The sequence below is a fragment of the Thalassobium sp. R2A62 genome, assembly GCF_000161835.1.
In the GTDB taxonomy this organism is placed as follows: Bacteria; Pseudomonadota; Alphaproteobacteria; order Rhodobacterales; family Rhodobacteraceae; genus Thalassobium.
The window spans coordinates 1,565,784-1,589,197 of record NZ_GG697169.2 but is presented as its reverse complement, the minus strand read 5'-3'; the positions used below and the strand labels follow the sequence as shown (position 1 = coordinate 1,589,197).

Annotated in this window: 21 protein-coding genes; 5 read left to right on the top strand and 16 right to left on the bottom strand. The window is 55.1% G+C overall.

Annotated features, from left to right (window positions below; all coding sequences use genetic code 11):
- Window positions 1-68: 68 nt before the first annotated feature.
- Together TR2A62_RS07980 and TR2A62_RS07975 are read left to right on the top strand one after the other, a co-directional pair.
- On the top strand, window positions 69-674 hold the full coding sequence (locus tag TR2A62_RS07980) for a uracil-DNA glycosylase family protein (RefSeq protein ID WP_009160827.1): 606 nt from the start codon (window positions 69-71) through the stop codon (window positions 672-674).
- Complete coding sequence (locus tag TR2A62_RS07975; protein WP_009158127.1) at window positions 667-1,446, top strand: SseB family protein; 780 nt, start codon at window positions 667-669, stop codon at window positions 1,444-1,446. The genes TR2A62_RS07980 and TR2A62_RS07975 overlap by 8 nt, the downstream gene beginning before the upstream one ends.
- A 21-nt stretch (window positions 1,447-1,467) precedes the next feature.
- Here TR2A62_RS07975 and TR2A62_RS07970 read toward each other — a convergent pair whose 3' ends face one another.
- The 7 genes from TR2A62_RS07970 to TR2A62_RS07940 all read right to left on the bottom strand — a co-directional run bounded on the left by TR2A62_RS07970 (window position 1,468) and on the right by TR2A62_RS07940 (window position 9,734).
- Window positions 1,468-2,397 carry a glyoxylate/hydroxypyruvate reductase A gene (locus tag TR2A62_RS07970; RefSeq protein WP_009158807.1) on the bottom strand — a complete coding sequence of 310 codons (930 nt, stop codon included), beginning with the start codon at window positions 2,395-2,397 and terminating at the stop codon, window positions 1,468-1,470.
- Between the two features lie 5 nt (window positions 2,398-2,402).
- The gene (rodA, locus tag TR2A62_RS07965; RefSeq protein ID WP_009159447.1) at window positions 2,403-3,542 is read right to left on the bottom strand and encodes a rod shape-determining protein RodA; all 1,140 of its coding nucleotides are present in this window, start codon (window positions 3,540-3,542) and stop codon (window positions 2,403-2,405) included.
- 3 nt (window positions 3,543-3,545) lie between these two features.
- Complete coding sequence (gene mrdA, locus TR2A62_RS07960; protein ID WP_009160474.1) at window positions 3,546-5,504, bottom strand: penicillin-binding protein 2; 1,959 nt, start codon at window positions 5,502-5,504, stop codon at window positions 3,546-3,548.
- Window positions 5,501-6,052: a hypothetical protein gene (locus tag TR2A62_RS07955; protein WP_009157328.1), complete on the bottom strand. Its 552-nt coding sequence runs from the start codon at window positions 6,050-6,052 to the stop codon at window positions 5,501-5,503. The genes mrdA and TR2A62_RS07955 overlap by 4 nt, the downstream gene beginning before the upstream one ends.
- On the bottom strand, window positions 6,045-6,956 hold the full coding sequence (mreC, locus tag TR2A62_RS07950; protein WP_009160825.1) for a rod shape-determining protein MreC: 912 nt from the start codon (window positions 6,954-6,956) through the stop codon (window positions 6,045-6,047). The genes TR2A62_RS07955 and mreC overlap by 8 nt, the downstream gene beginning before the upstream one ends.
- 23 nt (window positions 6,957-6,979) lie before the next feature.
- Complete coding sequence (locus TR2A62_RS07945; protein ID WP_009160062.1) at window positions 6,980-8,017, bottom strand: rod shape-determining protein; 1,038 nt, start codon at window positions 8,015-8,017, stop codon at window positions 6,980-6,982.
- Between the two features lie 157 nt (window positions 8,018-8,174).
- Window positions 8,175-9,734, bottom strand: coding sequence for a 2-isopropylmalate synthase (locus tag TR2A62_RS07940; protein ID WP_009159276.1), 1,560 nt, complete (start codon window positions 9,732-9,734; stop codon window positions 8,175-8,177).
- Window positions 9,735-10,001: 267 nt separating this feature from the next.
- Between TR2A62_RS07940 and TR2A62_RS07935 the strand changes: the two genes are divergently transcribed.
- Window positions 10,002-10,667 carry an SDR family NAD(P)-dependent oxidoreductase gene (locus TR2A62_RS07935; protein WP_009158465.1) on the top strand — a complete coding sequence of 222 codons (666 nt, stop codon included), beginning with the start codon at window positions 10,002-10,004 and terminating at the stop codon, window positions 10,665-10,667.
- A complete protein-coding gene (locus tag TR2A62_RS07930) occupies window positions 10,661-12,187 on the top strand; it encodes a cryptochrome/photolyase family protein (protein WP_009159649.1) in 1,527 nt (508 codons plus the stop codon). The genes TR2A62_RS07935 and TR2A62_RS07930 overlap by 7 nt, the downstream gene beginning before the upstream one ends.
- On the opposite strand, the gene TR2A62_RS07925 is transcribed toward TR2A62_RS07930, so the two are convergent.
- From TR2A62_RS07925 to TR2A62_RS07890, 8 genes are all read right to left on the bottom strand, one after another.
- On the bottom strand, window positions 12,184-13,302 hold the full coding sequence (locus tag TR2A62_RS07925) for a Gfo/Idh/MocA family protein (protein WP_009157688.1): 1,119 nt from the start codon (window positions 13,300-13,302) through the stop codon (window positions 12,184-12,186). The two genes, TR2A62_RS07930 and TR2A62_RS07925, sit on opposite strands and share 4 nt — an antisense overlap.
- On the bottom strand, window positions 13,299-14,357 hold the full coding sequence (locus tag TR2A62_RS07920) for a sugar phosphate isomerase/epimerase (RefSeq protein ID WP_009159788.1): 1,059 nt from the start codon (window positions 14,355-14,357) through the stop codon (window positions 13,299-13,301). The genes TR2A62_RS07925 and TR2A62_RS07920 overlap by 4 nt, the downstream gene beginning before the upstream one ends.
- 17 nt (window positions 14,358-14,374) lie before the next feature.
- Window positions 14,375-15,493 (bottom strand): Gfo/Idh/MocA family protein, encoded by a 1,119-nt coding sequence (locus tag TR2A62_RS07915; protein ID WP_009158972.1) that lies wholly within the window; start codon window positions 15,491-15,493, stop codon window positions 14,375-14,377.
- A 3-nt stretch (window positions 15,494-15,496) separates the two neighbouring features.
- Entirely contained in the window at window positions 15,497-16,240 is a 744-nt protein-coding gene (locus TR2A62_RS07910) for a sugar phosphate isomerase/epimerase (RefSeq protein WP_009157480.1), read from the bottom strand.
- A gap of 20 nt (window positions 16,241-16,260) precedes the next feature.
- Window positions 16,261-17,343, bottom strand: a complete 1,083-nt coding sequence (locus tag TR2A62_RS07905) for an ABC transporter ATP-binding protein (protein ID WP_009160144.1) — start codon at window positions 17,341-17,343, stop codon at window positions 16,261-16,263.
- A 5-nt stretch (window positions 17,344-17,348) separates the two neighbouring features.
- Window positions 17,349-18,308, bottom strand: coding sequence for a carbohydrate ABC transporter permease (locus TR2A62_RS07900; protein ID WP_009160366.1), 960 nt, complete (start codon window positions 18,306-18,308; stop codon window positions 17,349-17,351).
- Window positions 18,301-19,131 carry a carbohydrate ABC transporter permease gene (locus TR2A62_RS07895; RefSeq protein ID WP_009159309.1) on the bottom strand — a complete coding sequence of 277 codons (831 nt, stop codon included), beginning with the start codon at window positions 19,129-19,131 and terminating at the stop codon, window positions 18,301-18,303. Before TR2A62_RS07895 ends, TR2A62_RS07900 begins: the two co-directional genes overlap by 8 nt.
- Before the next feature lie 231 nt (window positions 19,132-19,362).
- On the bottom strand, window positions 19,363-20,592 hold the full coding sequence (locus TR2A62_RS07890; protein WP_009160548.1) for an ABC transporter substrate-binding protein: 1,230 nt from the start codon (window positions 20,590-20,592) through the stop codon (window positions 19,363-19,365).
- A 254-nt stretch (window positions 20,593-20,846) separates the two neighbouring features.
- On the opposite strand from TR2A62_RS07890, the gene TR2A62_RS07885 reads away from it, so the two are divergent.
- Window positions 20,847-21,869 (top strand): LacI family DNA-binding transcriptional regulator, encoded by a 1,023-nt coding sequence (locus TR2A62_RS07885; RefSeq protein ID WP_009158930.1) that lies wholly within the window; start codon window positions 20,847-20,849, stop codon window positions 21,867-21,869.
- Here TR2A62_RS07885 and TR2A62_RS07880 read toward each other — a convergent pair.
- Window positions 21,866-23,293: an MORN repeat-containing protein gene (locus tag TR2A62_RS07880; protein ID WP_009159488.1), complete on the bottom strand. Its 1,428-nt coding sequence runs from the start codon at window positions 23,291-23,293 to the stop codon at window positions 21,866-21,868. The genes TR2A62_RS07885 and TR2A62_RS07880 overlap by 4 nt on opposite strands.
- Window positions 23,294-23,414 lie beyond the last annotated feature (121 nt).

Sequence of the window (23,414 nt, the reverse complement as noted above, 5' to 3'; positions counted from 1 at the left end):
GCTCCTTTGACGGTTCTTGGCGGGGGGGACTGCTTGAACCATGCCGAAACGCGGGTCACATATGGCGCATGACGCGTGATCCAAATACCCCTGAGACGCGGTTTGATGCGGTCGCCAAATGCACGTATTGTGCAGATTGGTTTCAAAAAACTCACACTGGGCACCCCCCTCGTTCTGTTTTGTGGGCCGAGCCGGGCGCTCGGATACTAATCGCAGGTCAGGCCCCCGGTGCACGTGTTCATGCCTCGGGCAGACCGTTTACCGACCCATCCGGAGACCGATTGCGCGGCTGGATGGATGTGGATGACGCCACTTTCTATGATCGGTCAAAGATTTCGATCGTTCCGATGGCGTTCTGTTTTCCGGGATACAATGAAAAGGGTCATGATCTACCTCCGCCAAAAGAATGCGCCAAATTGTGGCGAGCCGGCATTCTAGAGGCGCTTGGACCATTTGATTTGACCTTGCTCGTTGGTGGGTATGCGCAGGACTGGCACATTGGAAAGGGTACAGTGACGGCACGCGTCGGCGCATGGCGCGACCACGCACCGCATGTTTTTCCCTTGCCTCATCCGTCGTGGCGGACCACAGGGTGGGTCAAGAAAAACCCGTGGTTCGGAGGTGAGCTTATCCCGGAACTGCGCATGCGGATAAAAGAGGTTCTTGATGACTGAAACTGCGCTTGATCTGGCTCATGCGAAAATGGAAGCCACGCCTGAAGAAGACGCTGCGCGTTTGGCCTATTTTGAGCGTCTTTCTGATAGCGAACTGTTCATTCTGCTGGCCCAAGAGGCCGAAGGTGATGATCTGAACCCCGATGTGTTTGAAGTCCAAGGCACGCAAATGGTTCTGGTGTTTGATCGAGAAGAGCGGCTCGCCGACTTTGTCGATGGCAGTGCCCCCTATGCGGCGACCTCAGGCCGTACAATCGTTGCAATGCTGCGCGGCAAAGGGGTTGGGATTGGTGTCAATTTTGGCGCGAGTTCGGCCATGATCCTGCCCGAAGATGCGATCGAATGGTTGGCGGGTACATTGGGGCATGGTCCAGCCGAGACCGAGGCCACGCCAACTGAATTCACCACGCCAGCAGGGTTGCCAGAGATTCTAGTCATGGCGCTGGACAGCAAGCTTGCGACGGCGGCTGGATTGGCGAGCGGGGCTTATTTGGCAGGCGTGACCTATGACACTGGCCAAAACAGCCACATCCTAGCATTTGTTGATGCAAAGGTGGGCGCCGAGACCGCGCTGGCCGCTGCCGTGAACGAGGCCCTTACTTTTAGTGGGATCGAAGCGGGTTCATTGGATGTGGCGTTCCTCAAGGCAACAGACCCATCGTCCGCCCAGCTCGCTCGGGTTGGTTTGCGCTTTGACCTGCCAGAACTTCACGAACCAAAGCCCATCGGTGCATCGGGCACGGACCCGAACAAGCCGCCAAAATTGCGGTAGGGACGCAGCTAGCTGATTTGACTAGTAGCCGGCCGAACGATCAACGAGGTTCGCCAATCCGTGGCCTGCTTCGTTTCGTGCAATGTTTTCGGCAATGATCCGAGACGCAGTGTCGGGGCGGGTTGTCGATGCAATGTGCGGCGTCACTGTTACGTTCGGATGGGCCCAAAACGGGTGATCCACAGGCAGCGGCTCTATGCGAAAAACGTCGAGTGTCGCATGTGTGATCTGCCCATCATCCAACGCGGCAATCAGCGCATCATCGTCAATCAACGGTCCCCGTCCCGGATTGATAACAAACGAGCCGCGTTTAAGCAGGGCAAGAGTTTCAGCGTTCAGGATATTCGTCGTGGCTGGCGTATCAGGCAGTAACCCCACGACCATATCCGCGTCTCTTAATGCGTCCTTCAATCCGTCGGGGCCGTGGAAACAGGTGATGTTTGCGTCGGTTTTGGCGTTGCGAGACCAACCGCGCACTTGAAATCCAAGTGTGACCAGAGCCTTACCGCATGCCAGCCCCAGCGCACCCAACCCCAAGATCGTGACCGCCCGAGTTTTTGCCAAAGGCGGAAAATGAGGCTGCCAGGTTCCGTCTTGCACCAGTATATGGGCGTCCATCCCCAAATGGTGACGCAGCACGTGGCCAATGACCCATTCCACCATACCTTGGGTCAGGCTGTCGTCGACCATGCGGGCAACTGGTTGCGTCAACGTTGGATTGTCGATGATCGTTTCGACACCAGCCCAAAGGCTTAGTACGCCTTTGCACCGGGCAAAGGCCGTGAAATCCTGCAATCCGCCGTTGGGCGCATAGACGACATAGTCGACGGTCTCGGGGGCATGATCGGTCGCTAGCACCACGTCTAGACCTGCGGAAGCGAAGGCGCTGCTTAACAATTCGTGGTATTCGCCCCACGCCTCTTGGCGGGTGGAAAACAGTACGTTCAACATCTAGATTACCTTGGTTTGTGGACATGCGCGCTTTGGACAAAACCAAAGGCGATCAAAAGAACCAGCATTGCGGATCCGCCATAGCTGACTAGCGGAAGGGGGACACCAACAACTGGGGCCAGCCCCATGACCATCGACATGTTTAATGCAAAGAACAAGAAGAAGGTCATCGCAACACCGAGGGTAAGCAATGATGAAAAACGATCACGGTTCGACAGAGCCGAGGCGACACAGAACACGATGATAAGAGCGTAGAGCAACAACAATGCCGCCGCACCGATAAAGCCGAATTCTTCTGCCAATGTCGTAAAGATAAAGTCGGTATGTTTCTCTGGTAAGAAATTCAGTCGCGACTGTGTGCCCTGCATAAACCCTCGTCCTGACCACCCGCCGGAACCAAAGGCGATCTTGGCCTGCGTGATGTGATAGCCTGCATCAGTCGGATCCATCGTCGGGTCGAGAAAGATGTCGATACGTCTGTATTGATAGTCTTTGAGCAACTGCCATTCAGTTCCGCGGAACTCAAAAACTGCCCAAACCGTACCAACACCGGCAGCAATCACACTGGCGAAATAGGCCCAGTGGACACCGGCCAAGAACATCACTGTGCCACCGCCCAAGGTCAAAAGAATAGCTGTTCCCAAATCAGGTTGACGCAGAACCAAGAGGGTCGGCAGAGCGATGAAAAGCAACGGAATGAGGATCCATAGTGGGTGCGATGTCTTTTTCGTCGGCAGCCAGTCATAGTAGGCGGCCAACAGCATAACCAATGTGATCTTGGTCAGCTCGGACGGTTGCAACCGCATAAAACCTAAATCGATCCAACGTTGCGCACCCATGCCGGTGGCGCCAAAGAACTCGACCGCGAGCAAAAGCAAAAGTGACACGCCATAGGCGACGCCGGCCATGTTGCGCCAGAACCAAATCGGGACCATGGCGATCACAAGCATCATGGCCATCCCGAGGCCAAAGCGTTTGACCTGTGGTTCGACCCAAGGCGTGATTGATCCTCCTGCAACAGAGTAGAGCATCAAAAAGCCCGCCCCAGCCACGGCTGTGATCAGGAATATAACAGGCCAATTCAGAAACAGAAGTTTCCGAAATCCAGTTGGCGTATAGGCGGTGTTATATTCAAGATAACTCATGACTTAGGCCCGATCGCTTTCTGTTGCGGCGTCAAAGTCACGCAGCTCCATCCGGCGACGTTGTTCGCGCACGCGCGCACGTTCGGATGATGGATAAGCCTCGAGAGGGGGCAATCCGTCGTAGAGGGCATGCAACAGAACATCGCGCCCGATGGGCGCTGCTGCGGTCGATCCGCCACCACCGTGCTCGACGACAACAGCGACCGCGTATTTTGGGTTGTCGTAGGGCGCAAAGCTCACGAACAACGCGTGGTCACGGCGCTCCCAAGGGAGATCCTCGTTGCGGGTCACGCCGCGCGCGCGTTCTTCGGCGGTGATGCGTCGAACCTGAGACGTGCCAGTCTTGCCGGCCATCCGAAAGGCGTCAGCGATGATCCGGCTGCGAAATGCGGTGCCGCGACGGTGGTTGCTGACATCATACATAGCGCTGCGCACACGGCGCAGGAGATTGTCGTTGATCCCCAGCGGCTCACCTTCGCCGGTGGGCTGCTCGATCCCGTCGATGGACTGGACGAGACGTGGCTCGACGCTGCGGCCTGTCGCAAGACGGGCGGTCATGACCGCAAGCTGCATTGGCGAAGAAAGCACATATCCCTGACCAATGGATGCGTTGACCGTGTCACCAATGCGCCAGTCGGCATCTCGAACTTCGCGCTTCCATGCTTTGTCGGGGGCAACACCCCGCCCGACGGCCGAAAGTGGTAGATCATGGCGCACACCGAGGCCGAGCCGTTTGGCCATTTCAGAGATTTTGTCGATCCCGACCCGCTGGGCAATATCGTAGTAATAGACGTCGCACGACTGCTTGAGGCTTTCGTGCAGGTTGATATTTCCGTGACCGGAACGCTTCCAGCAGTGGAATTTGACATCTGCGACTTCGAGGTGCCCGGGGCAACGCACGGTCTCTTCCGGATCGACGACCCCGGCCTCAAGAGCAGCAAGCGCGGTCACCATTTTAAAAGTCGAACCCGGTGGATAGAGGCCTTGTACAGCCTTGGCCGCTAAGGGGCGTTTTTGCTGATTGCGGGGCGTGTCGCGTTCGTTCAGTGCATCCCAATTCGCAACCGAGATGCCGCGAACAAACATGTTGGGATCGAAGGCCGGAGCCGAGGCAATGGCGCGCACATCACCTGTTTCGACATCAATCACGACCGCGCTTGCGCTGTCATTTCCTAGCCGTTGTTGGACATAGTTCTGCAGTTTCGTGTCGACGGTCAGCTGCATGTCGGCACCTGACCGGCCTTCTTCGCGGCCCAGCTCGCGCATCACGCGTCCGGCGGCATTAATCTCGATCCGCTTGATACCTGCTGCGCCACGCAGCTGGGATTCCATTTTGGATTCGACACCAGTTTTGCCGAGCTGAAAGCGCGGAATACGCAAAAGCGGATCGGGGTTTTCTAACTGTTCAAGGTCGTAGCTACTGACCGGTCCGACATACCCGACGATATGCGCCATGTCCGCACCCATAGGATACCGGCGGCTCAAACCGACCTCGGCCGTCACGCCGGGCAGGGCTGGGGCGTTTGCAGCTACGCGTGCGATGTCGTCCCATGTCAAACGGTCTGCGATCGTGACAGCGGTGTCAGCGCGGCGCGTTTCCATTTCCTGAATGGCGCGGCTGATGTCTTCGGGTGCGAGAGCCACGAGGCGGGTGAGCTCTTGGAGTACGGCGCCGATATCACCTGCGTCTTCACGCACCATGACAATACGGTAGTTCTGTTCGTTCTCGGCCAAAACACGGCCCGCTCGATCAAAGATCAGGCCCCGCGCAGGCGGGATTAGACGGATTTTGACGCGGTTTTCTTCTGCTAGAAAGCGGTACTCTGCACCTTGGTCAACTTGGATCGACTGCATGCGCCATAACAGAGTGCCCATCAGAACGGTTTGTGCCCCACCCAGAACCAACGCACGGCGCGAGATCTTGCGCGCACTTTCTGCGGTATCGCGGGGCCCGCGTCTCATAGCCGGTGACCTAGCGCATCGACCTGTCCAGGCGCTGACTTACGCACGCCCAACCCGAAATGCGAAATGCCAACCAGCACCGGATAAATCAGAATGGTCAACATCATTTGAATCATTGCCAGTCCCAAGGGTTCGGTCTGAACAACGACCGCTGCGAGCACGATACGATAGACCAGCGTCATAGCAATGATAACAGCAGCAACAGTGAGCCATTCAACGATCAAAGTTACGTTACGAAGTGCGTTCGAGCGGCTGCGCAAAATCTCGGTCCCGATCACGACGATCCCCGCCCACAGGCCGGGTGGACGCAGAAACAACAGGTCGCTCATTAGGAACACGAGGCCGACCAAAATGGTGGGCAAATAGGTCGGGCGACGCACGGCCCAAATACAAGCAAAGGCAAGCAGGAAATTTGGTGGGGCCCAACCGCGCGGGGTCGTTTCAAGTGGAAGCAAGCTGAGAAACATCAGCCCAATAGACAAGAAGAGAAAAACGGTCCGCCCGATCCAGATGCGTGTCGCGGGGTTTGGGCCTGAAAATTCAGCCATCGGTCGCCTCGGCCGTGGTCTCAGGTTCAATCGGAATAGGCTGAACTCCGGGGGCAATCAGATCGCCAGTGTTGGAAATCACTTCGTTCTCGTGGCTGCGCAACACACGCAGAAACTCGAGCCGTTCGTAGTCAGCGGCCAGACGCACTCTGAGGCGGCGATCCGTCCCAAGTGTGACCTGCCCAACCAGCAAATCCGCGGGGAACACACCGCCGTCGCCAGATGACATGACGCGGTCACCCGGCCGCACAAGGTCGGGGTTCTCCAAGAATTCAATTGGGGGCCCGATCGTATTGTCACCAGCGAGGATGGCGCGCTGGCCGGATGGATGGATGGTCACAGGAACCCGCGATGCGGTATCGGTCAGCAACATCACGCGGGCGGTATCATCGCCGACACCTGAGATGCGGCCAACCAAGCCGATTCCGTCCATTGTGGCCCAACCGTCCCGAATGCCGTCGCGCGATCCAACGTTCAGAATGACGGACTGTCGAAACGGTGACCCGCTGTCTGCCATAACCACACCGGTCACATACGTCAGCTTGGGGTCGAGGCGGACATTGTTCAAATCCAGTAGTTTGGCGTTCTCTTGTTCAAGCTGAAGAGCGGCCTCTTTCCACGCCTGCATTTGACGCAATTCACGACGCAGCTGTTGGTTCTGTTCGTAAATGCGGTTGTAGCTTTGAAAGTCCGAAATGATGTTGGCGATGCCTGTGACAGGGGCCATTGCCCATTCAAAGGATGGGACGACGCGGTCAATGACATCGGCGCGGAAACGTTCGACCCTTGGGCTGTCGATCCGCCACACTAAAAAAATGCCCAGCAGGACAAAAACCAGCAATCCCACCAGCAATCTGCGCAGTGGGCCGACATAGTCGTCAGTGGTGTTTCTGTCTCGAGCCAAGGCGAACGCCCTCGGAGATATGTTTAGCTGTCGTAATCTATGACATGCCGGAGCTGTTTTTCATACTCCAACGCTTTACCTGTGCCCAAAGCCACACAATTCAGGCTTTCGTCAGCAACTGAAATTGCAAGGCCGGTCTGCTCGCGCAGGGCCAGATCAAGCTCGCCCAAGAGCGCACCACCGCCAGTCAGCATAACGCCGCGGTCCACAATGTCTGCGGCCAGATCGGGCGGTGTCGCCTCGAGCGCGGTCATAACAGCCTCGCAGATCGCTTGGACGGGTTCGGCCAATGCTTCGGCGACTTGGGCTTGGGAAATCTCGGTTTCCTTTGGCACACCGTTCAGCAGGTCACGGCCACGAATTTGCATCGATGTGCCGCGCCCATCGTCGGGCATCCGTGCTGTTCCAATAAATGTTTTGATCCGCTCAGCGGTGCTTTCGCCCACAAGCAGGTTTTGCTGGCGACGTAGGTAGCTGATGATTGCCTCGTCCATACGGTCACCGCCGACACGAACCGAACGGGCATAAACGATGTCGCCCAACGACAAAACGGCGACTTCGGTTGTACCGCCGCCGATATCAACAACCATGTTACCGGTTGGATCTGTAATTGGCATGCCAGCACCAATCGCCGCGGCAATTGGCTCAGCGATTAGGCCTGCACGGCGCGCACCTGCGGACAAAACCGACTGGCGAATGGCTCGTTTTTCAACCGGGGTCGCGCCGTGTGGGACGCAGACAATGATCTTGGGTTTCGAAAATGTCGTACGACGGTGCACCTTGCGGATAAAGTGTTTGATCATCGCCTCAGCGGTATCAAAGTCGGCGATGACGCCTTCGCGCATTGGGCGGATTGCTTCGATGCTGCCGGGTGTACGACCAAGCATCAGCTTGGCATCCTCACCAACAGCGAGCACTTTTTTCTGACCGTCTTTGATGTGGTAGGCCACAACTGACGGCTCGGACAAAACCACGCCTTTGCCTTTCACATAGACAAGTGTGTTCGCGGTGCCGAGGTCGATCGCCATATCCGACGAAAACAAACCAGAGAAGTTAAACATGGCAGTGACCCAATCCCATTACGTGTAAGCCCGCGACTCAAGAGAGGCGCAGACCCTTGCTATATAGGCACGCAACCTCTGAGACGAAAGAGCGAGTTCACGCTCGTTCGGCGTGAATTCGCCGCGCACAGTTCCCTTTGGGCGGCGCGGCGATGTCTCAACTGACGTCTTTGTAGCTGACGCCCTTGGTGTCATAGCCGGGCTCAGCAGTGTCGCGCCGGGCAATCAAACGGTTCAGCGCGCCGATATACGCGCGTACTGACGCGACCACAGTGTCTGTGTCCGCAGACTGGCCTGTCGAGATTTTTCCGTCTTCTTCCAGACGGACACTGACGGTGGCTTGTGCGTCAGTTCCCTCGGTTACAGCGCTCACTTGGTAGAGCTGCAGGCGCGCTTCGTGATTCACCAATGCTTTGACCGCGTTAAACGCGGCGTCGACTGGGCCATCGCCAGTTTCCGTCGTTGTATGTTCGGTGCCGTTAACTTCGAGCGTCATGCTGGCCTCTTGTGGACCCTCGGTGCCACAGACAACGCGCATGGACTTGAGCTTGATCGCTTCGTCTGCGGGTTCAGACGCACCCATCAGAGCGATGAGGTCATCGTCGAATACCTCTTTCTTGCGGTCGGCGAGGTCCTTGAACCGGACAAACACGTCTTTGAGCTGGTTGTCGGACAAATCAAAGCCAAGCTCGGACATTTTGGCGCGCAACGCGGCGCGGCCTGAATGTTTGCCCAATGGCAAAGATGTTCCTGCAAGCCCAACATCGGCGGGGCGCATAATTTCAAAGGTCTCTGCGTTTTTGAGCATTCCGTCTTGGTGAATACCAGACTCGTGCGCAAAGGCGTTCTTGCCAACGATGGCTTTGTTGAATTGAACGTTGAAACCAGACACCGCCGCGACACGGCGCGAAATGTTCATGATCTTGGTCGTGTCGATGCCTGTGGCATAGGGCATGATGTCGTGCCGTACTTTGAGGGCCATCACCACTTCTTCGAGTGCGGTGTTTCCGGCCCGTTCGCCCAGACCGTTGATGGTGCATTCGATTTGACGGGCACCGCCTTCTACAGCTGCCAGACTATTCGCCGTCGCCATGCCAAGGTCGTTATGACAGTGCGTTGCAAAGATGATCTCGTCCGCGCCGGGCACTTTGTTGATCAACATGCGGATCAATGTGGCAGATTCTGCAGGTGCGGTATAGCCAACGGTGTCTGGAATGTTGATCGTCGTCGCGCCTGCCTTGATCGCGATTTCGACAACGCGGCACAGGTAATCTTCTTCTGTCCGAGTTGCATCCATGGGTGACCACTGAACGTTTTCGCACAGGTTGCGAGCATGGGTTACAGTGTCATGGATACGTTCGGCCATTTCGTCCATCGTCAGGTTCGGGATTGCACGGTGCAATTCCGAGGTGCCGATAAACGTGTGGATGCGCGGGTTGCGGGCGTGTTTCACAGCCTCCCAACACCGGTCGATATCCTTGTAGTTTGCGCGTGCAAGGCCACATATCTGAGCAGATTGAGCTTGGCGTGCGATCTCGGAGACGGCAGCAAAGTCGCCTTCGGATGCGATGGGGAAGCCGGCCTCAATAATATCAACGCCCATCTCATCAAGAAGCCCAGCAATCTCGAGCTTTTCTTCATGGGTCATAGTTGCACCCGGAGACTGTTCGCCGTCACGGAGTGTGGTGTCGAAAATCAACACTTGGTTCTTGGTCATTTTGGTAATCCTTGGAGTGTCTTAGCTATTTAATCGGGCGCTGATCAGGCTGAGCGGGTCGCGCCAGAAAGCACGCTCAGCGCAGGCTAAGTAGACCCAGTAGGGCAGCGTTTAGAGCGCGAAAAATTGTATGTGCTGCGATACTCATAAACCGCAGTATACTGATGGTTTTGCGTTTTGAAAGGTCTGGCATGTCTCTGGAAAGAAGTTTTTGGAATAATGTCAGAACGGATATGGATTTCCAGTAGAGCGAACTAAATCAACAATATGGAAAGAGCATTGGTCATTGGTGCGTCAGGCGGGATCGGAACCGCGATGATGCAGGCGCTAGAGGCGCGAGGAGCAGAGGTCGTGGGCCTATCCCGGTCAGCTGATGGTCTGGACATTACGAAAGAGACATCGGTCACCCAGACTATGGGGTCCTTGTTGGGCCCGTTTGATTTGATCTTTGTTGCGACGGGCGCACTGACGGTCAATGGCTCTGCGCCTGAGAAATCGATTGGTGCTTTGTCCGCGGATGCCTTGCGCGATCAGTTCGAGGTAAATGCAATTGGGCCGGCATTGGTCTTGCAACATGCGCTGCGGTTGCTGGCCAAAGATGGGCGCACCGTGATCGCTGTTTTGTCAGCAAGGGTCGGGTCGATTGGTGATAACAGGATCGGTGGCTGGCATGCCTATCGCGCGTCCAAGGCCGCGCTCAACCAGCTGGTCCATGGTGCTGCGATCGAACTAAAGCGGACGCACAAACAGGCCGTTTGCGTCAGTTTGCACCCCGGTACGGTCGCCACAGAGTTCACCGCCAAATACGCAGGTCGTCACACGACGGTGCCCGCGTCAGAGGCCGCCCAAAACCTATTGTCAGTTATTGATGGATTGACCCCTAGGCAATCTGGTGGGTTCTACGACTACGCAGGCGAGACTGTGCCGTGGTGAAACTGATCCTAATTCTTGGTGATCAACTGTGCGATGGATTGAGCGCGCTTGAGGCGGCGGACAAATCGCACGACGTGGTCGTTATGGCCGAAGTCGTAGACGAGACAGGCTATGTCCCGCATCACCCCAAAAAAATCGCCTTTGTTCTGGCGTCGATGCGCAAATTTGCAAAGCGATTGCGCCGTGACGGCTGGACCGTTCGGTATACGCAATTGGATGATGACGACAACGCAGGCTCGATTGTTGGTGAGCTGATGCGGGCAGCAGATGAATTGGGCGTCCATGATGTCATCGCGACAGAGCCGGGCGAATGGCGTTTGATTTCGGCCCTCGAAGATATACCATTAGAAATTTCGATCTTGCCGGATACGCGTTTCATTGCGACCCATACGGAATTCGAAGAATGGGCCGAGGGGCGCAAGGAGCTGCGGATGGAATGGTTTTACCGCGACATGCGACGCAAGACCGGTCTCTTGATGGATGGGGACAAGCCTAAGGGCGGCAAGTGGAACTATGACCATGACAACCGCAAAGCTCCTCCGAAAGAGATCGACTTTTCTGGCCCTCTGCGGTTCGAGCCGGATGATGAGGTGTCTGCCGTCCTAGACTTGGTTGAACAGCGATTTGGCCAGAACTTTGGTGATTTGCGGCCATTTTGGTTTGCGACGGATCACGAGGGCGCCCAGCAGCAGGTCGATCATTGGATTGCTGGTGGGTTGGCGCAGTTTGGGGATTATCAGGATGCGATGATCACCGATCAGCCGTTCCTGTTTCATTCGGTCGTCAGCTTCTACATCAACGTGGGACTTCTCGATCCGCTCGCAGTCTGTCGGCAGGTCGAGACGGCATACCGTGCTGGTGTCGCGCCGCTAAATGCGGCCGAGGGGTTTATCCGCCAGATCATTGGTTGGCGTGAATATATGCGTGGCATCTATGTCCTCGAAGGTCCGGACTACACGTCTCGCAACGCGCTGGGACACAGCCGCGATTTGCCAGCATTCTTTTGGGGCGGCGAGACGAATATGCGCTGTATCGAGCAGGCAGTGGGCCAAACCCAAGAACACGCCTATGCGCATCACATTCAGCGCCTCATGGTCACGGGAAACTTTGCCCTGATCGCAGGAATTGATCCAAGACAGGTGCACGAGTGGTATCTGGCGGTTTATGCAGATGCGTTTGAATGGGTTGAGGCGCCCAATGTTATTGGCATGAGCCAGTTTGCAGACGGGGGCATCGTGGCATCAAAGCCATATGTGTCCTCTGGTGCCTATATTGACAGAATGTCCAACCACTGCAAAAGCTGTAGCTACAGCGTCAAAACCAAAACAGGCGAGGGCGCGTGCCCATTCAATCTGTTGTATTGGGATTTTTTGATCCGCCACCGTGCGCGGTTTGGCAACAACCCACGAATGGGCAATATGTACCGCACGTGGGACCGGATGGCAGAGGACCGGCGCGAAACGGTCATCGCCGAAGCAGGCGCACTGTTGGAAAAATTAGATGCGGGCGAGGATATCTAGAGCTTTACCCAAGCTGCGTTTTTGGCTGAAGATTTTAAACAAGCATCGATAAACTGCATCCCCTTGATGCCGTCGTCTAGCGTTGGCGTTAGAACATGGGCTGGGACAGGATCACCGTTGGCGCGTGCGCGGATGGCGTCGGCAGCTTCGGTATAGAGCGTCGCGAACGCTTCTAGATAGCCTTCGGGATGGCCACCGGGAATTCGGACACCGGCGGACGTTCCAGCACCACCTCTGGTTAAAAGGCGTTTTTGTCCGCCCAGCTGGGTGAACCACAGGCGGTTCGGGTCTTCTTGGGACCAATCCAGCCCCCCTTTGGTGCCCGCGATACGAATACGTAGCGAATTTTCATGACCAACTGCGACTTGGGATGCCCAAATGGTGCCTCGTGCGCCTGAACTGTAGCGCATCATGATATGGGCGTTGTCGTCGACATGACGGTCGGGGACAAACGACGTTAGATCCGCAGCAAGCCATTCTGGAGTTTCCCCCGTCATAAAGGTGGCAAGCTGATAAGCATGCGTGCCAATGTCGCCGATTGCGCCGGCCCCTGCCAATGCGGGATTGGTGCGCCAACTGGCCTGTTTGTTGTCGGGATCGGGTGCTTCTGACAACCAATCTTGGACATATTCGACCTGAACGAGACGTAGTTCCCCTAACAGCCCAGACCTGATCATCTCGCGGGCTTCGCGAACCATGGGTGTGCCGGAATAGTTGTGCGTCAAAAAGAAGAGGGGGGCAGTGTCTGACACGCTATCGGCAAAGTGACGGGCATCTTTGAGCGAGGTCGAGAGCGGTTTGTCACATATCACGTGAATGCCTGCGTCGAGAAAGACGCGCGCCACATTGGTATGCATGTGGTTCGGCGTCACGATGGCGACCACATCAATACCGTCGCTCAGCTGGGCCTCGGCCTTGGCCATTTTTTTGTAGTCATTGTAGCTGCGGGTGAGCCCCAAAGCCTTGGCGGAACGTGCAGCTCTGTCTGCCGTAGACGACAGGCAGCCTGCTACCAATTCAAACTGACCGTCGATTCGCGCAGCGATGCGGTGAACGCCGCCAATAAACGCGCCTTCACCGCCGCCTACCATTCCAAGTCGCAATGGTTTGGTCATTTGATCCCCATCATGTTGCGCAGCGCGGCGCGGTCGGCCGCGCCTCCGGCAAAGTCGTCAAATGCCTTGTCGGTCAGTTGAATAATGTGATCCTTGATAAAGGGCGCACCTTCTGCGGCCCCTTGTTCAGGATGTTTCAAACAGCATTCCCATTCCAGAACAGCCCAACCGTCGTAGCCATGCTGTGCCAAGCGTGAGAAAATGCCGCGGAAATCAACCTGACCGTCACCCAAGGACCGGAACCTGCCAGCGCGATTTGTCCAGCTTTGATAACCGGAATAGACGCCTTGGCGGCCTGTCGGATTGAATTCGGCGTCTTTGACGTGAAAGGCGCAAATTCGTTCGTGGTAGATATCGATGAATTCGAGGTAATCGAGCTGCTGCAACAGGAAGTGTGACGGATCATACAGGATTTTACAGCGGGTGTGATCGTCCAGCTTGTCTAGAAACATCTCAAAGGTGATGCCGTCAAAAACGTCTTCGCCTGGATGAATTTCAAAACCAACATCAACGCCATTTTCGTCATAAACGTCCAAGATTGGACGCCACCGGCTGGCCAACTCTGTGAATGCTTCATCAATCAACCCATCAGGGCGTTGAGGCCATGGATATAGATATGGAAACGCCAAGCTGCCGGTAAACGATGCCATCGCCGTTAGACCCAGATTGCGTGACGCACGCGCGGCGAGCTTCATCTGTTCGACCGCCCATTCCTGACGGGCCTTTGGATTGCCGTGAACAGATGCTGGCGCAAACGCATCAAATTGTGCGTCATAGGCTGGGTTTACGGCAACAAGCTGGCCTTGCAAATGCGTCGACAGTTCGGTGATTTCAACGCCGCTGTTGGCACAGATACCTTTGACTTCGTCGCAATAGGTTTGGCTCGTCGCAGCCTTTTCCAGATCGAACAATGATGGGATGAACGCCGGAATTTGAACGCCGCCGTACCCAAGATCGCGGGCCCATTTTGTAATCGCTGGCAAACTGTCAAACGGCGCGGTATCACCTGCAAACTGAGCCAGAAAAATTCCTGCGCCTTTCATCGTGCCTGTCATGATCGTGTCCCTTTAGATTAAGCAAGCAACGCCTGCGCCGCGTCAGCAGACATCGGTGCAGGGCGGTCACAGGTAGTGGTCAGCGTAATTGACGCGCCAGATTCAGCGGCCTGAAGGATAGAGGTCATGACCTCAACTGCATGCAAGGCGATCGCATCAGAACAGCGATGTGGGCGATCTTGGCGGATAGCCTGACACATGTCGGCCAGCCCAGCACCGCGCCAGTTGGCTTGGTCACCATCGTTGACCACGGCAAACGGGTGAGCGACCGCTGGAGAAACTGTGCGACCTTCGGAGGTGCCAACGGACACGTCTCCTGCAAAGAAATTCGGGTCGGGCAAATAGATCGTACCTGTTTCGCCGTACAGTTCCATATGACCATGATCGTGTGATTGCACGTCCCAACTGGTCCCAAGCGTGACAACCGCACCTGATGCAAACTGCAAGAGCGCATGGATGGTCGTCGGTGTCTCGACTGGGACAGTTTCACCCAACCGTGCGCCATTGGCGATTGTCCGACTGGTTTGCGGGGTGTTGGCGATCGCTTGGACGCGGGTCACAGGACCAATCAATTGGATCAGGTTGGTCACATAGTAGGGGCCAATATCCAGAACTGGCCCAGCCCCATCCAAAAAGAAGAAATCCGGGTTCGGGTGCCAGCTTTCCATTCCGGCGCCCATCACGTGACAGGTACCCGAGGTGATCGCACCGACCGTTCCCGCATCAATCAACGTGCGGGCCTGTTGGTGGCTGCCGCCCAAGAACGTGTCAGGGGCTGATCCGATACGCAGGTTTGCGTCCTTGGCAATTTTTGCCAAGGCGGCACCTTCGGCAAGGGTCAGGATGAACGGTTTTTCCGAATAGACGTGCTTGCCAGCTTCGAGGATCCGCTTGGATACCTCAAAATGGGCGGCAGGGATCGTCAGGTTTACAATAACGTCGATGTCATCAGAACCCAGCAGCGCATCAATGCTGCGCGCATCCAGACCAAATTCGTCTGCGCGAGCCGCCGCGGCGTCTTCATTGATATCGGCGCATGCGATCACGTCGTATTCTGTGAAAAATGCAGCCATGCGCATGTAGGCTGCCGAAATGTTGCCACAGCCGATGATGCCGACTTTCATAGCATTGCTCATGATTTAGTATCCTTCGAACGAAGCGATGGCACGGGTTGCAAACCGGACAGGGTCCGACGGTTTGTCATGCTCCATCACCATAATTGTATCTGGGTTGAGTGCGCGGACTTGGGTCACGAGCGCCGCCCATGGCAGCGTGCCATGTCCGACATCTGCCCAACCGTCTTCATCAGCGTTTTCACCGTCAGGCGCGATGTCCTTGACGTGTACGGCTGTCAGTCGGTTGCCGTAGTTCGCTACGAATTCAGCGATATCGGCCCCACCGCGAGCGATCCAAGCGAGGTCACCCTCCCATGACATCGACGGTGCGGCATCCAGCATCAAGGCCATTGGGTAGGCTCCGCCGTCCATCGTTTCAAATTCGAACTCGTGGTTGTGCCAACCGAAGGAAAGGCCCGCGGCTTGAACTTTTTGGGCCACTGCTTCCAGTCGTGCGCCGAATGCGGACCAACCAGCTGCGTCTGTTGGCCGGTCTTCGGCGGCGAGGTACGGTGCAAAAATATGCTTGATGCCAAGTACTTCGCACATTGCGCGGGTATTCTCCCAATCGGCGTCAATTTGCTCGAGGCCAATGTGAGCGCTGGGCATAGCGAGACCTGCAGTCTCTAGCGCGGCACGAAATCCAACCGGATCATCATAGATGCCAAAATACCCTTCGACTTGGGTATAGCCCAGTGACGCGAGTGTCTTGAGAAAGGCGTTTTTGTCTTCAACGTCACGCGCGCTGTAGAGCTGAAAAGAAGTCATGATATTAGTCCAGTATTCGGTTAAAGGCGGTCTTCGGAGCTGGTATCAAAAAGGGATCCCTTGGCTGGATCAATTCCAATTTTGATTGTGTCACCATTGGTGACCGGTGCTTGGCCATCCATACGAAATCGGAATGAGTTCCCCTCAAATGTCGACCAAACCAGCGTGTCAGATCCCATTGGTTCGACTAGATCCACTGTGACTTCGGATTGCACTGGTGCCTTGGCTGCCAGTTCGCCGGTGACCACGTGTTCCGGGCGTATCCCAATTGTCACGGGCCGGTCGGTGACCTGCAGTGGGTTGACATATTGGTAACCTGTCATGGGCAGCACGACCCCGCCTTTCTTAAAGGTTCCGCCTTCCAATTGCCCTTCAAGGAAGTTCATCGACGGTGAGCCAATGAAGTCTGCGACGTAGAGATTTTTGGGTTTGTTGTAGATTTCGTCCGGGGAGCCAAGCTGCATGATTTTACCGCTCTTCATGACCGCAATCCGATCCGCCAATGTCATGGCTTCGACCTGATCGTGGGTGACGTAGATCATCGTATTATTCAGCTGATTGTGCAGCCGTTTGAGCTCAACCCTGAGATCCACCCGTAGCTTTGCATCAAGGTTAGACAAAGGTTCGTCGAACAGGAATACATTTACGTCGCGGACCAATGCGCGACCGATCGCGACACGCTGACGCTGACCACCGGACAATGCGCCCGGTTTCCGGTTCAACAATGGCTCAATCTGAAGGATCTCAGCAGCACGGGCAACGCGCTCTTCAATCTCTGCCTTTGGCACCTTGGCGTTTTTCAAACCGAAGCTGAGGTTCCCCTTTACGGTCATCTGCGGGTAAAGCGCGTACGATTGGAACACCATTCCAATGCCACGTTCTGAAGGTTCGGCCCAAGTGACGTTTTTGCCTTTGATGAATATCTGCCCGTCAGTCACTTCCAGCAAGCCAGCAATACAATTCAAGAGCGTAGATTTACCGCAACCCGATGATCCGAGCAGGACGAGGAACTCACCCTCTGCGATATCAAGGTTTAGGTCTTTTAGAACTTCGACAGAGCCAAAGCTGAGGTCGAGGTTTCTGATTTCAACTGAATTTGCCATGTCTATTAGCCTTTCACAGCACCGGCAGCGATGCCGCGGACGAAGAGTTTACCGGAAGCGAAGTAGATGATGAGTGGAACAAGACCTGTCAGAAGAGTCGCCGCCATATTGACGTTGTATTCCTTCACACCTTGCACCGAGTTCACAATATTATTGAGCTGAACGGTCATCGGGTACGTCTCCGGTTTGGTGTAAATCACTCCAAAGAGGAAGTCGTTCCAGATACCTGTCACCTGCAAAATCATCGCAACAACAAAGATTGGCAGCGACATCGGCAGCATGATCTGAAAATAGATTCCCCAGAACCCTGCCCCATCAACGCGGGCCGCTTTGAACAGTTCTTCAGGAACCGACGTAAAGTAGTTGCGGAACAACAAGGTAAGGATCGGCATGCCGAAGATCGTGTGCACGATCACCAGCCCCCAGACCGACCCCATCAGGCGGAAGTTGGGCGCATCGCTGTTGAAGAGCCGGATGAACGACGTAATGCCATCGCCGCTTTCCCTGAGCAGGATCACGATGGGATAGATCATCACCTGATAGGGGATGAAGGCGCCAAATATCAGGATAGTAAAAAAGACCTCGGACCCTTTGAATTTCCAATTGGCCAGCGCGTATCCGTTCACAGACGCAATCGCGATGGACAGCACTACGGATGGGACCAAGATTGCGACTGAGTTCCAGAACCCGCGGCTTAGCCCGTCACAATTCACGCCCGTACAAGCCTCTGACCATGCTTTCACCCAAGGTTCAGTTGTGATTTCAACAGGCGGCGAGAAGATGTTACCAAGGCGAATTTCTGGCATGCCCTTCAGCGACGTCACGATCATGATGTAGAGCGGCAGAAGGTAATACAGACAGACGACGAGAAGCGTGCCGTAGATGATGATATTGGTTGATGAAAAAACCCGTTTGGGCTTCGGCCCACTAGGCCCCGTCATGGCATTTACGCTTGCATCAGCCATTTTTCTTGCCTCCAAATTCGAGATAGGCCCAAGGAATTAGAACAACCAAAACGCTGAGAAGCATCATGGTGGACGCAGCAAAACCCAGCCCAAGGTTTTGAGAGAGGAACATCTTTTCAATCACGTATTTCGCGGGAACTTCGGACGCGATGCCCGGACCACCCGAGGTTTGCGCGACCACAAGGTCATACACTTTAATGATACCCGCCGAGATGATCACCAACGCTGTGACGAAAACGGGTCGCATCATTGGAATGACGATAAATAAATAAGTTTTCCAAGCCGGGATGCCCTCGACACGGGATGCCTTCCAAACGTCCTCATCGATGCCACGCATGCCAGCCAATAGCAGGACCATCACAAAGCCAGAGCCCTGCCATATACCCGCGATGAGAATGCCGTAGATTACAATCTCTGCGTTGTTGATCGGATCAAATGTAAAGCTATCCCAACCCCAGTTGCGCACCACGTTTTGAAGGCCCAAAGCCGGGTTCAAGATCCACTGCCAGACGAGCCCCGTAACAACAAAAGACAGCGCGAACGGATAAAGGATGATTGTCCGGATCGTATTTTCAAACCGGATCTTGCGGTCCAGAAGAGCCGCCAAAACAAAGCCGATTGTCAAAGACAGGATCAACGAGCAGATACCATAGATTGCCAAGTTTTCGATACTGATCAGCCAACGGTTTTCGCTCCAAAGGCGTTCATAGTTGTCCAGGCCAACCCATTTTTCTGGGGCAGGCAGAAGACGCGACTTCGTGAATGAGTGGTAGATCGTCCAGAGCGTACACCCAATAAACACGACAACTGCCGTAAACATCATTGGTATCGCTGCGATCTTGCCCGCTAAGTTTTTGAATAATCTCGAGGGACGCTTTGCCCCTGCGCCGGAATCCCCGGAGTCAGTCACCGTCATTGTGCCCCCCATTCATTTAGCAATTAGGTAGATCAAAACACCCCTACTCGCTGAGGGTGCTTAGAACAGCCATGTAAGTGGTTTGGATCGGCTTGGCCCACAGCAGCAATGTGCTGCCGGCCAAGCCGGGAGAAAGACTTAGTCAGCGTTCGCTATAATTGCAGTGTAGCGCGCCTGTGCATCTTCAACTGTGACCGACTGGTCATTCCACATTTCAACCATCAGATCTTCGATCTGACCAGCTGTGTCTGCAGAAAACGCATTCACGCCATCCGGTAGGATATTGCCTGCCGCTAAGATCGCGAGACCCTTTTTCATGCAGTCGTTTGCAGCTGAAAGATCAACATCACCGCGGATCGGCAACGAGCCTTTCTTCAGATTAAACGCAACCTGCATTTCCGGGCTGATCATCAACGCTGCAAGTTCTTTTTGAGCAGCTTCAATCGCTGGATCATCCTGCTTTGGGAAGTAGAACGCATCGCCACCAGTAGCGATAATTTCGTTCACACCCAAACCTGGCAGACATGTGTAGTCTTCGCCTGCAACCTGGTTCGCAACCTGGAATTCACCCTGCGCCCAGTCACCCATCAGTTGCGCGCCAGCTTGGCCCGTGATCACGAGGTTTGTCGCTTGGTTCCAGTCTTGTACGTTAGAACCCTCAGACAATGAACGCGCATCAGCGTAAGCTTGGAACACGGCTGTCATCTCAGGGCTTGCAGCAGCTTCGGCGTTTTTGTTAGTCAGAACGTCGACGTACAGGTCTGTGCCACCGATCGCAACTTGGATCGCACCAAATGCGAGGCTTGTCTGCCAAGATTGCTGACCCATTGCGAGTGGAATAAGACCAGCGTCGCGCAGTGCTGGTGCAGATTCGACATACTCGAACCAATCAGATGGAACGTCGACGCCAGCTTTTTCATATGCAGCGTGCGACAACCATAACCACTGTGGAGAGTGGATGTTCACGGGCACGCAGTAGACTTTACCGTCCAATGTGCAGCTTTCTAATAGATTGGAAGGGTTTACAACGTCTGCCCAGCCGCCAGCGGCTGCAACGTCGGTCAGATCCAACATCAGGCCAGCTTCGACCAGTTCCTCAGCCTGACGGCCATGGTTCAACTGAGTTGCGTGCATTGGGTCACCGCCCAAGATACGCGAGATAATGATAGGCCGAGCTGTTCCGCCTGAACCAGCAATCGCGCCGTCTATCCAAGTATGCTCAGTTGAATTGAACGCCTTTGCAAACTCAGAAACAGCCGCAGCTTCGCCGCCGGATGTCCACCAGTGTGTAACTTCAAGATCTGCGGCTGAGACAGCGCTCGCACCGCAAAGGGCTGTTGCACAAAGCAACGCTTTGGTCAATTTCATCAATTTCCTCCCAGGCGCTAGCAAGCGCCGCTTGTTTTGTTTAACGGGCACACTCAGAGCACCCTCCCATTATGTAAACGATTACATTTTCCTTTAAGCAGATAAAACGCGTGTTATAAGATTCTGCTCTTCGATCAGATCAGTCTCTATCACCGCGCTATTTGCAGGAGATGTAAACGATTACACAGATTGGACAGATTGACTCTTTTCTGTCAACACCATCGTGTATATTTTTGAAACAGGATGAAGCACAGTTGAATAAAAGATCAAAGATTCAAGATGTTGCCAAAGCTGCGGGGGTCTCTACCGCGACTGTCAGCCGTACTCTGTCGAGCCCTGACAAGGTCAGCGAGAAGACACGTGATTCTGTTTTAAAGGCTGTCCGCGCGACCAGTTACCGCGTTAACCGTGCGGCAAGAAATCTCAGAACACAGCGATCTGGTGCGATCCTGACCCTCGTGCCGTCACTTCGAAATCCGTTCTTCAGTGACATTCTTTCTGGGCTCGAGAGGGTGTTAGCAGGGGCAGACTACAACCTGTTGATCACGGACACGTCGGAGGTGCGCCCCGATAGCAATACCTTGCACAGTTATCTCGAAGGCGGGCAGGCCGACGGCTTGGTCATTCTTGACGGAAGTATCGGTGGCGCGGATCTCGAGCTTTTGAACGGAGGGCCCTACGCGGATCAGATCATCTATGCGTGTGAGTGGTTCGAAGGGACGACTGTGCCATCGGTTCGCAGTGACAATGCTCAAGGTATTGAGGCGGCGATCGACCACCTAAGTGAACTGGGCCACACAAAGATTGCGCATGTCTGCGGGCCCGCAGGCAATGTTCTGTCGGATGCACGCAAGCGCGGTTTTATGGTGTCGATGGCGAAAAAGAACCTGAGCTATCCGGTTGAGTATCTCGTTGCCGGTGATTTTAATCTCGAAGCGGGGCGGGCCGCCGCGCGTACGATTTTGAAGCTAGAGGACCCGCCAACAGGGGTCGTCTGTGCAAGCGACGAATTGGCATTTGGTCTGATTGCAGAATTGGGAGCGCATGGATTGTCCGTGCCGGATGACGTTTCGGTCGTTGGGTTCGATGACATCGAAATGGCCGAAGTCTTTGTGCCAGCTCTGACAACAATTCATCAGGATCGGATTGAGCTTGGGCGAAGAGCAGCTAAATTGTTGCTAGAAGTATTGGCCGACACACCCGCCGATGACAGTGAAACCACAGTGGTTCTGCCTGTCACATTGGTTGCGCGTAATAGTACCGCACCGTTGACTTAGTTTTCCTGAGCAGGAGCCTCGGTTTCTGTATCTGCAACACCAGATGTCAGCGCACCGTCGACCCAATCGCCAGTCGCTTCCTCACCAGTTGCGTAGCGCATGGTTCCTTCGCCTTGGCGTCGGCCATTGGTAAAGTTGCCTTCGTACACGTCTCCGTTGGTGTAGGTTGCAACGCCTAAACCGTTGATTTCACCATTGACCCAATTGCCGTTGTAAACAAAGCCATCGGCCATTGTGATCTGGCCTGCACCGTCGCGTTGACCGCCTTGGAACGTGCCTTCGTAAACCGTCCCGTTGGCATAGGTTGCGACACCTTGGCCGCTGCGCTGGCCATTCAGCCACAGGCCTTCGTATTTATAGCCATCTGCATAGGTCATGATGCCTGTGCCGTGGTTCTTGGCGTTTTTGAACTCACCATCGTAAACGACGCCGTTCGCGTAGGTTGCAATACCCTTGCCGTCGATGACGCCACCGGCCCATTGACCATCATAGGTCGATCCGTCTGGGTACGTAATCTTGCCCGTACCTTCGGCTAGATCTGCCTTGAACTGTCCGACATAGACCGATCCATCAGGATATGTGACCTCGCCAGTGCCGTCGATTTGACCTGCTACCCAGCTGCCGACATAGGCATAGCCATCTGTTCCAGTGAACGCACCTTGGCCGTGACGTTTGTCATCAGCAAACCCACCTTCGTAGATGTCGCCGTTGGCGTAGGTGACCCGACCAGAGCCCTGTCGTTGGCCCCCAACCAGATCCCCGACATAAACGTCCCCGTTTGATTGGGTCAGTGTACCAGACCCATCGATTTGGCCGCCTTTCCACGTTCCTTCGTAGACCAGACCGTCAGTCATGGTCAGTGTGCCGGTCCCGTCACGCAGCCCGTCAGCAATCTGGCCCACATAAATCGCGCCATCGGGATAGGTAATCTCGCCTGAGACATCCTTGACCCCGTTGACCCATGTCCCCTCATAGCGGTAGCCGCCAGGGCTGGTCATCGTGCCAGTGCCGTGATGCATCGCATTGCGGAACCCGCCATTGTAGCTGACGCCGTTGGCATAATTGGCCGCGCCTTGGCCCGTAATCTTGCCGTCGACCCAATCGCCTTCGTAGGTGCCCCCGTCAGCAAAGGTGATCCGGCCGAGGCCCTCAGGCTTACCTTTTGCAAACTGACCTTCGTAGACAGAGCCGTTTGGAAATACAGCTGACCCTTGGCCGACAATCTCACCGTCGACCCATTCGCCGCTGTACTCATAGCCGTTGGGCAACCGGTAGGTACCTTGGCCATGTTGCTTGCCGCCACGGAATGTGCCTTCGTAGATGCCGCCATCGTCGTATTGTTTGACCGTCACGTCCTGCGCTGCCGCCGGCAGTGCGCTCGCGATCAAACATCCAATCACCAAGATTTGCGTTCTAACAGTCATGCTCATCCCCTTTGATGGTCTTCGTTGAGACCATTCCCTAACGGCAGATTAATCGCAGAACGGCCACCCCGCAACGGCATTTCGCCCCATTCGGCTTCCCCTTGCCGTCTCATCTGCTAAA

Coding starts and splice junctions, on each gene's coding strand:
- TR2A62_RS07940 (WP_009159276.1), bottom strand. CDS start 9,734: ATGACCAAGAACCAAGTGTTGATTTTCGACACCACACTCCGTGACGGC.
- TR2A62_RS07880 (WP_009159488.1), bottom strand. CDS start 23,293: ATGACTGTTAGAACGCAAATCTTGGTGATTGGATGTTTGATCGCGAGC.
- TR2A62_RS07890 (WP_009160548.1), bottom strand. CDS start 20,592: ATGAAATTGACCAAAGCGTTGCTTTGTGCAACAGCCCTTTGCGGTGCG.
- TR2A62_RS07970 (WP_009158807.1), bottom strand. CDS start 2,397: ATGTTGAACGTACTGTTTTCCACCCGCCAAGAGGCGTGGGGCGAATAC.
- TR2A62_RS07955 (WP_009157328.1), bottom strand. CDS start 6,052: ATGGCTGAATTTTCAGGCCCAAACCCCGCGACACGCATCTGGATCGGG.
- rodA (WP_009159447.1), bottom strand. CDS start 3,542: ATGAGTTATCTTGAATATAACACCGCCTATACGCCAACTGGATTTCGG.
- TR2A62_RS07905 (WP_009160144.1), bottom strand. CDS start 17,343: ATGGCAAATTCAGTTGAAATCAGAAACCTCGACCTCAGCTTTGGCTCT.
- TR2A62_RS07980 (WP_009160827.1), top strand. CDS start 69: ATGACGCGTGATCCAAATACCCCTGAGACGCGGTTTGATGCGGTCGCC.
- TR2A62_RS07935 (WP_009158465.1), top strand. CDS start 10,002: ATGGAAAGAGCATTGGTCATTGGTGCGTCAGGCGGGATCGGAACCGCG.
- TR2A62_RS07910 (WP_009157480.1), bottom strand. CDS start 16,240: ATGACTTCTTTTCAGCTCTACAGCGCGCGTGACGTTGAAGACAAAAAC.
- TR2A62_RS07925 (WP_009157688.1), bottom strand. CDS start 13,302: ATGACCAAACCATTGCGACTTGGAATGGTAGGCGGCGGTGAAGGCGCG.
- TR2A62_RS07895 (WP_009159309.1), bottom strand. CDS start 19,131: ATGATGTTTACGGCAGTTGTCGTGTTTATTGGGTGTACGCTCTGGACG.
- mrdA (WP_009160474.1), bottom strand. CDS start 5,504: ATGAGACGCGGGCCCCGCGATACCGCAGAAAGTGCGCGCAAGATCTCG.
- TR2A62_RS07945 (WP_009160062.1), bottom strand. CDS start 8,017: ATGTTTAACTTCTCTGGTTTGTTTTCGTCGGATATGGCGATCGACCTC.
- TR2A62_RS07900 (WP_009160366.1), bottom strand. CDS start 18,308: ATGGCTGATGCAAGCGTAAATGCCATGACGGGGCCTAGTGGGCCGAAG.
- TR2A62_RS07975 (WP_009158127.1), top strand. CDS start 667: ATGACTGAAACTGCGCTTGATCTGGCTCATGCGAAAATGGAAGCCACG.
- TR2A62_RS07915 (WP_009158972.1), bottom strand. CDS start 15,493: ATGAGCAATGCTATGAAAGTCGGCATCATCGGCTGTGGCAACATTTCG.
- TR2A62_RS07920 (WP_009159788.1), bottom strand. CDS start 14,357: ATGACAGGCACGATGAAAGGCGCAGGAATTTTTCTGGCTCAGTTTGCA.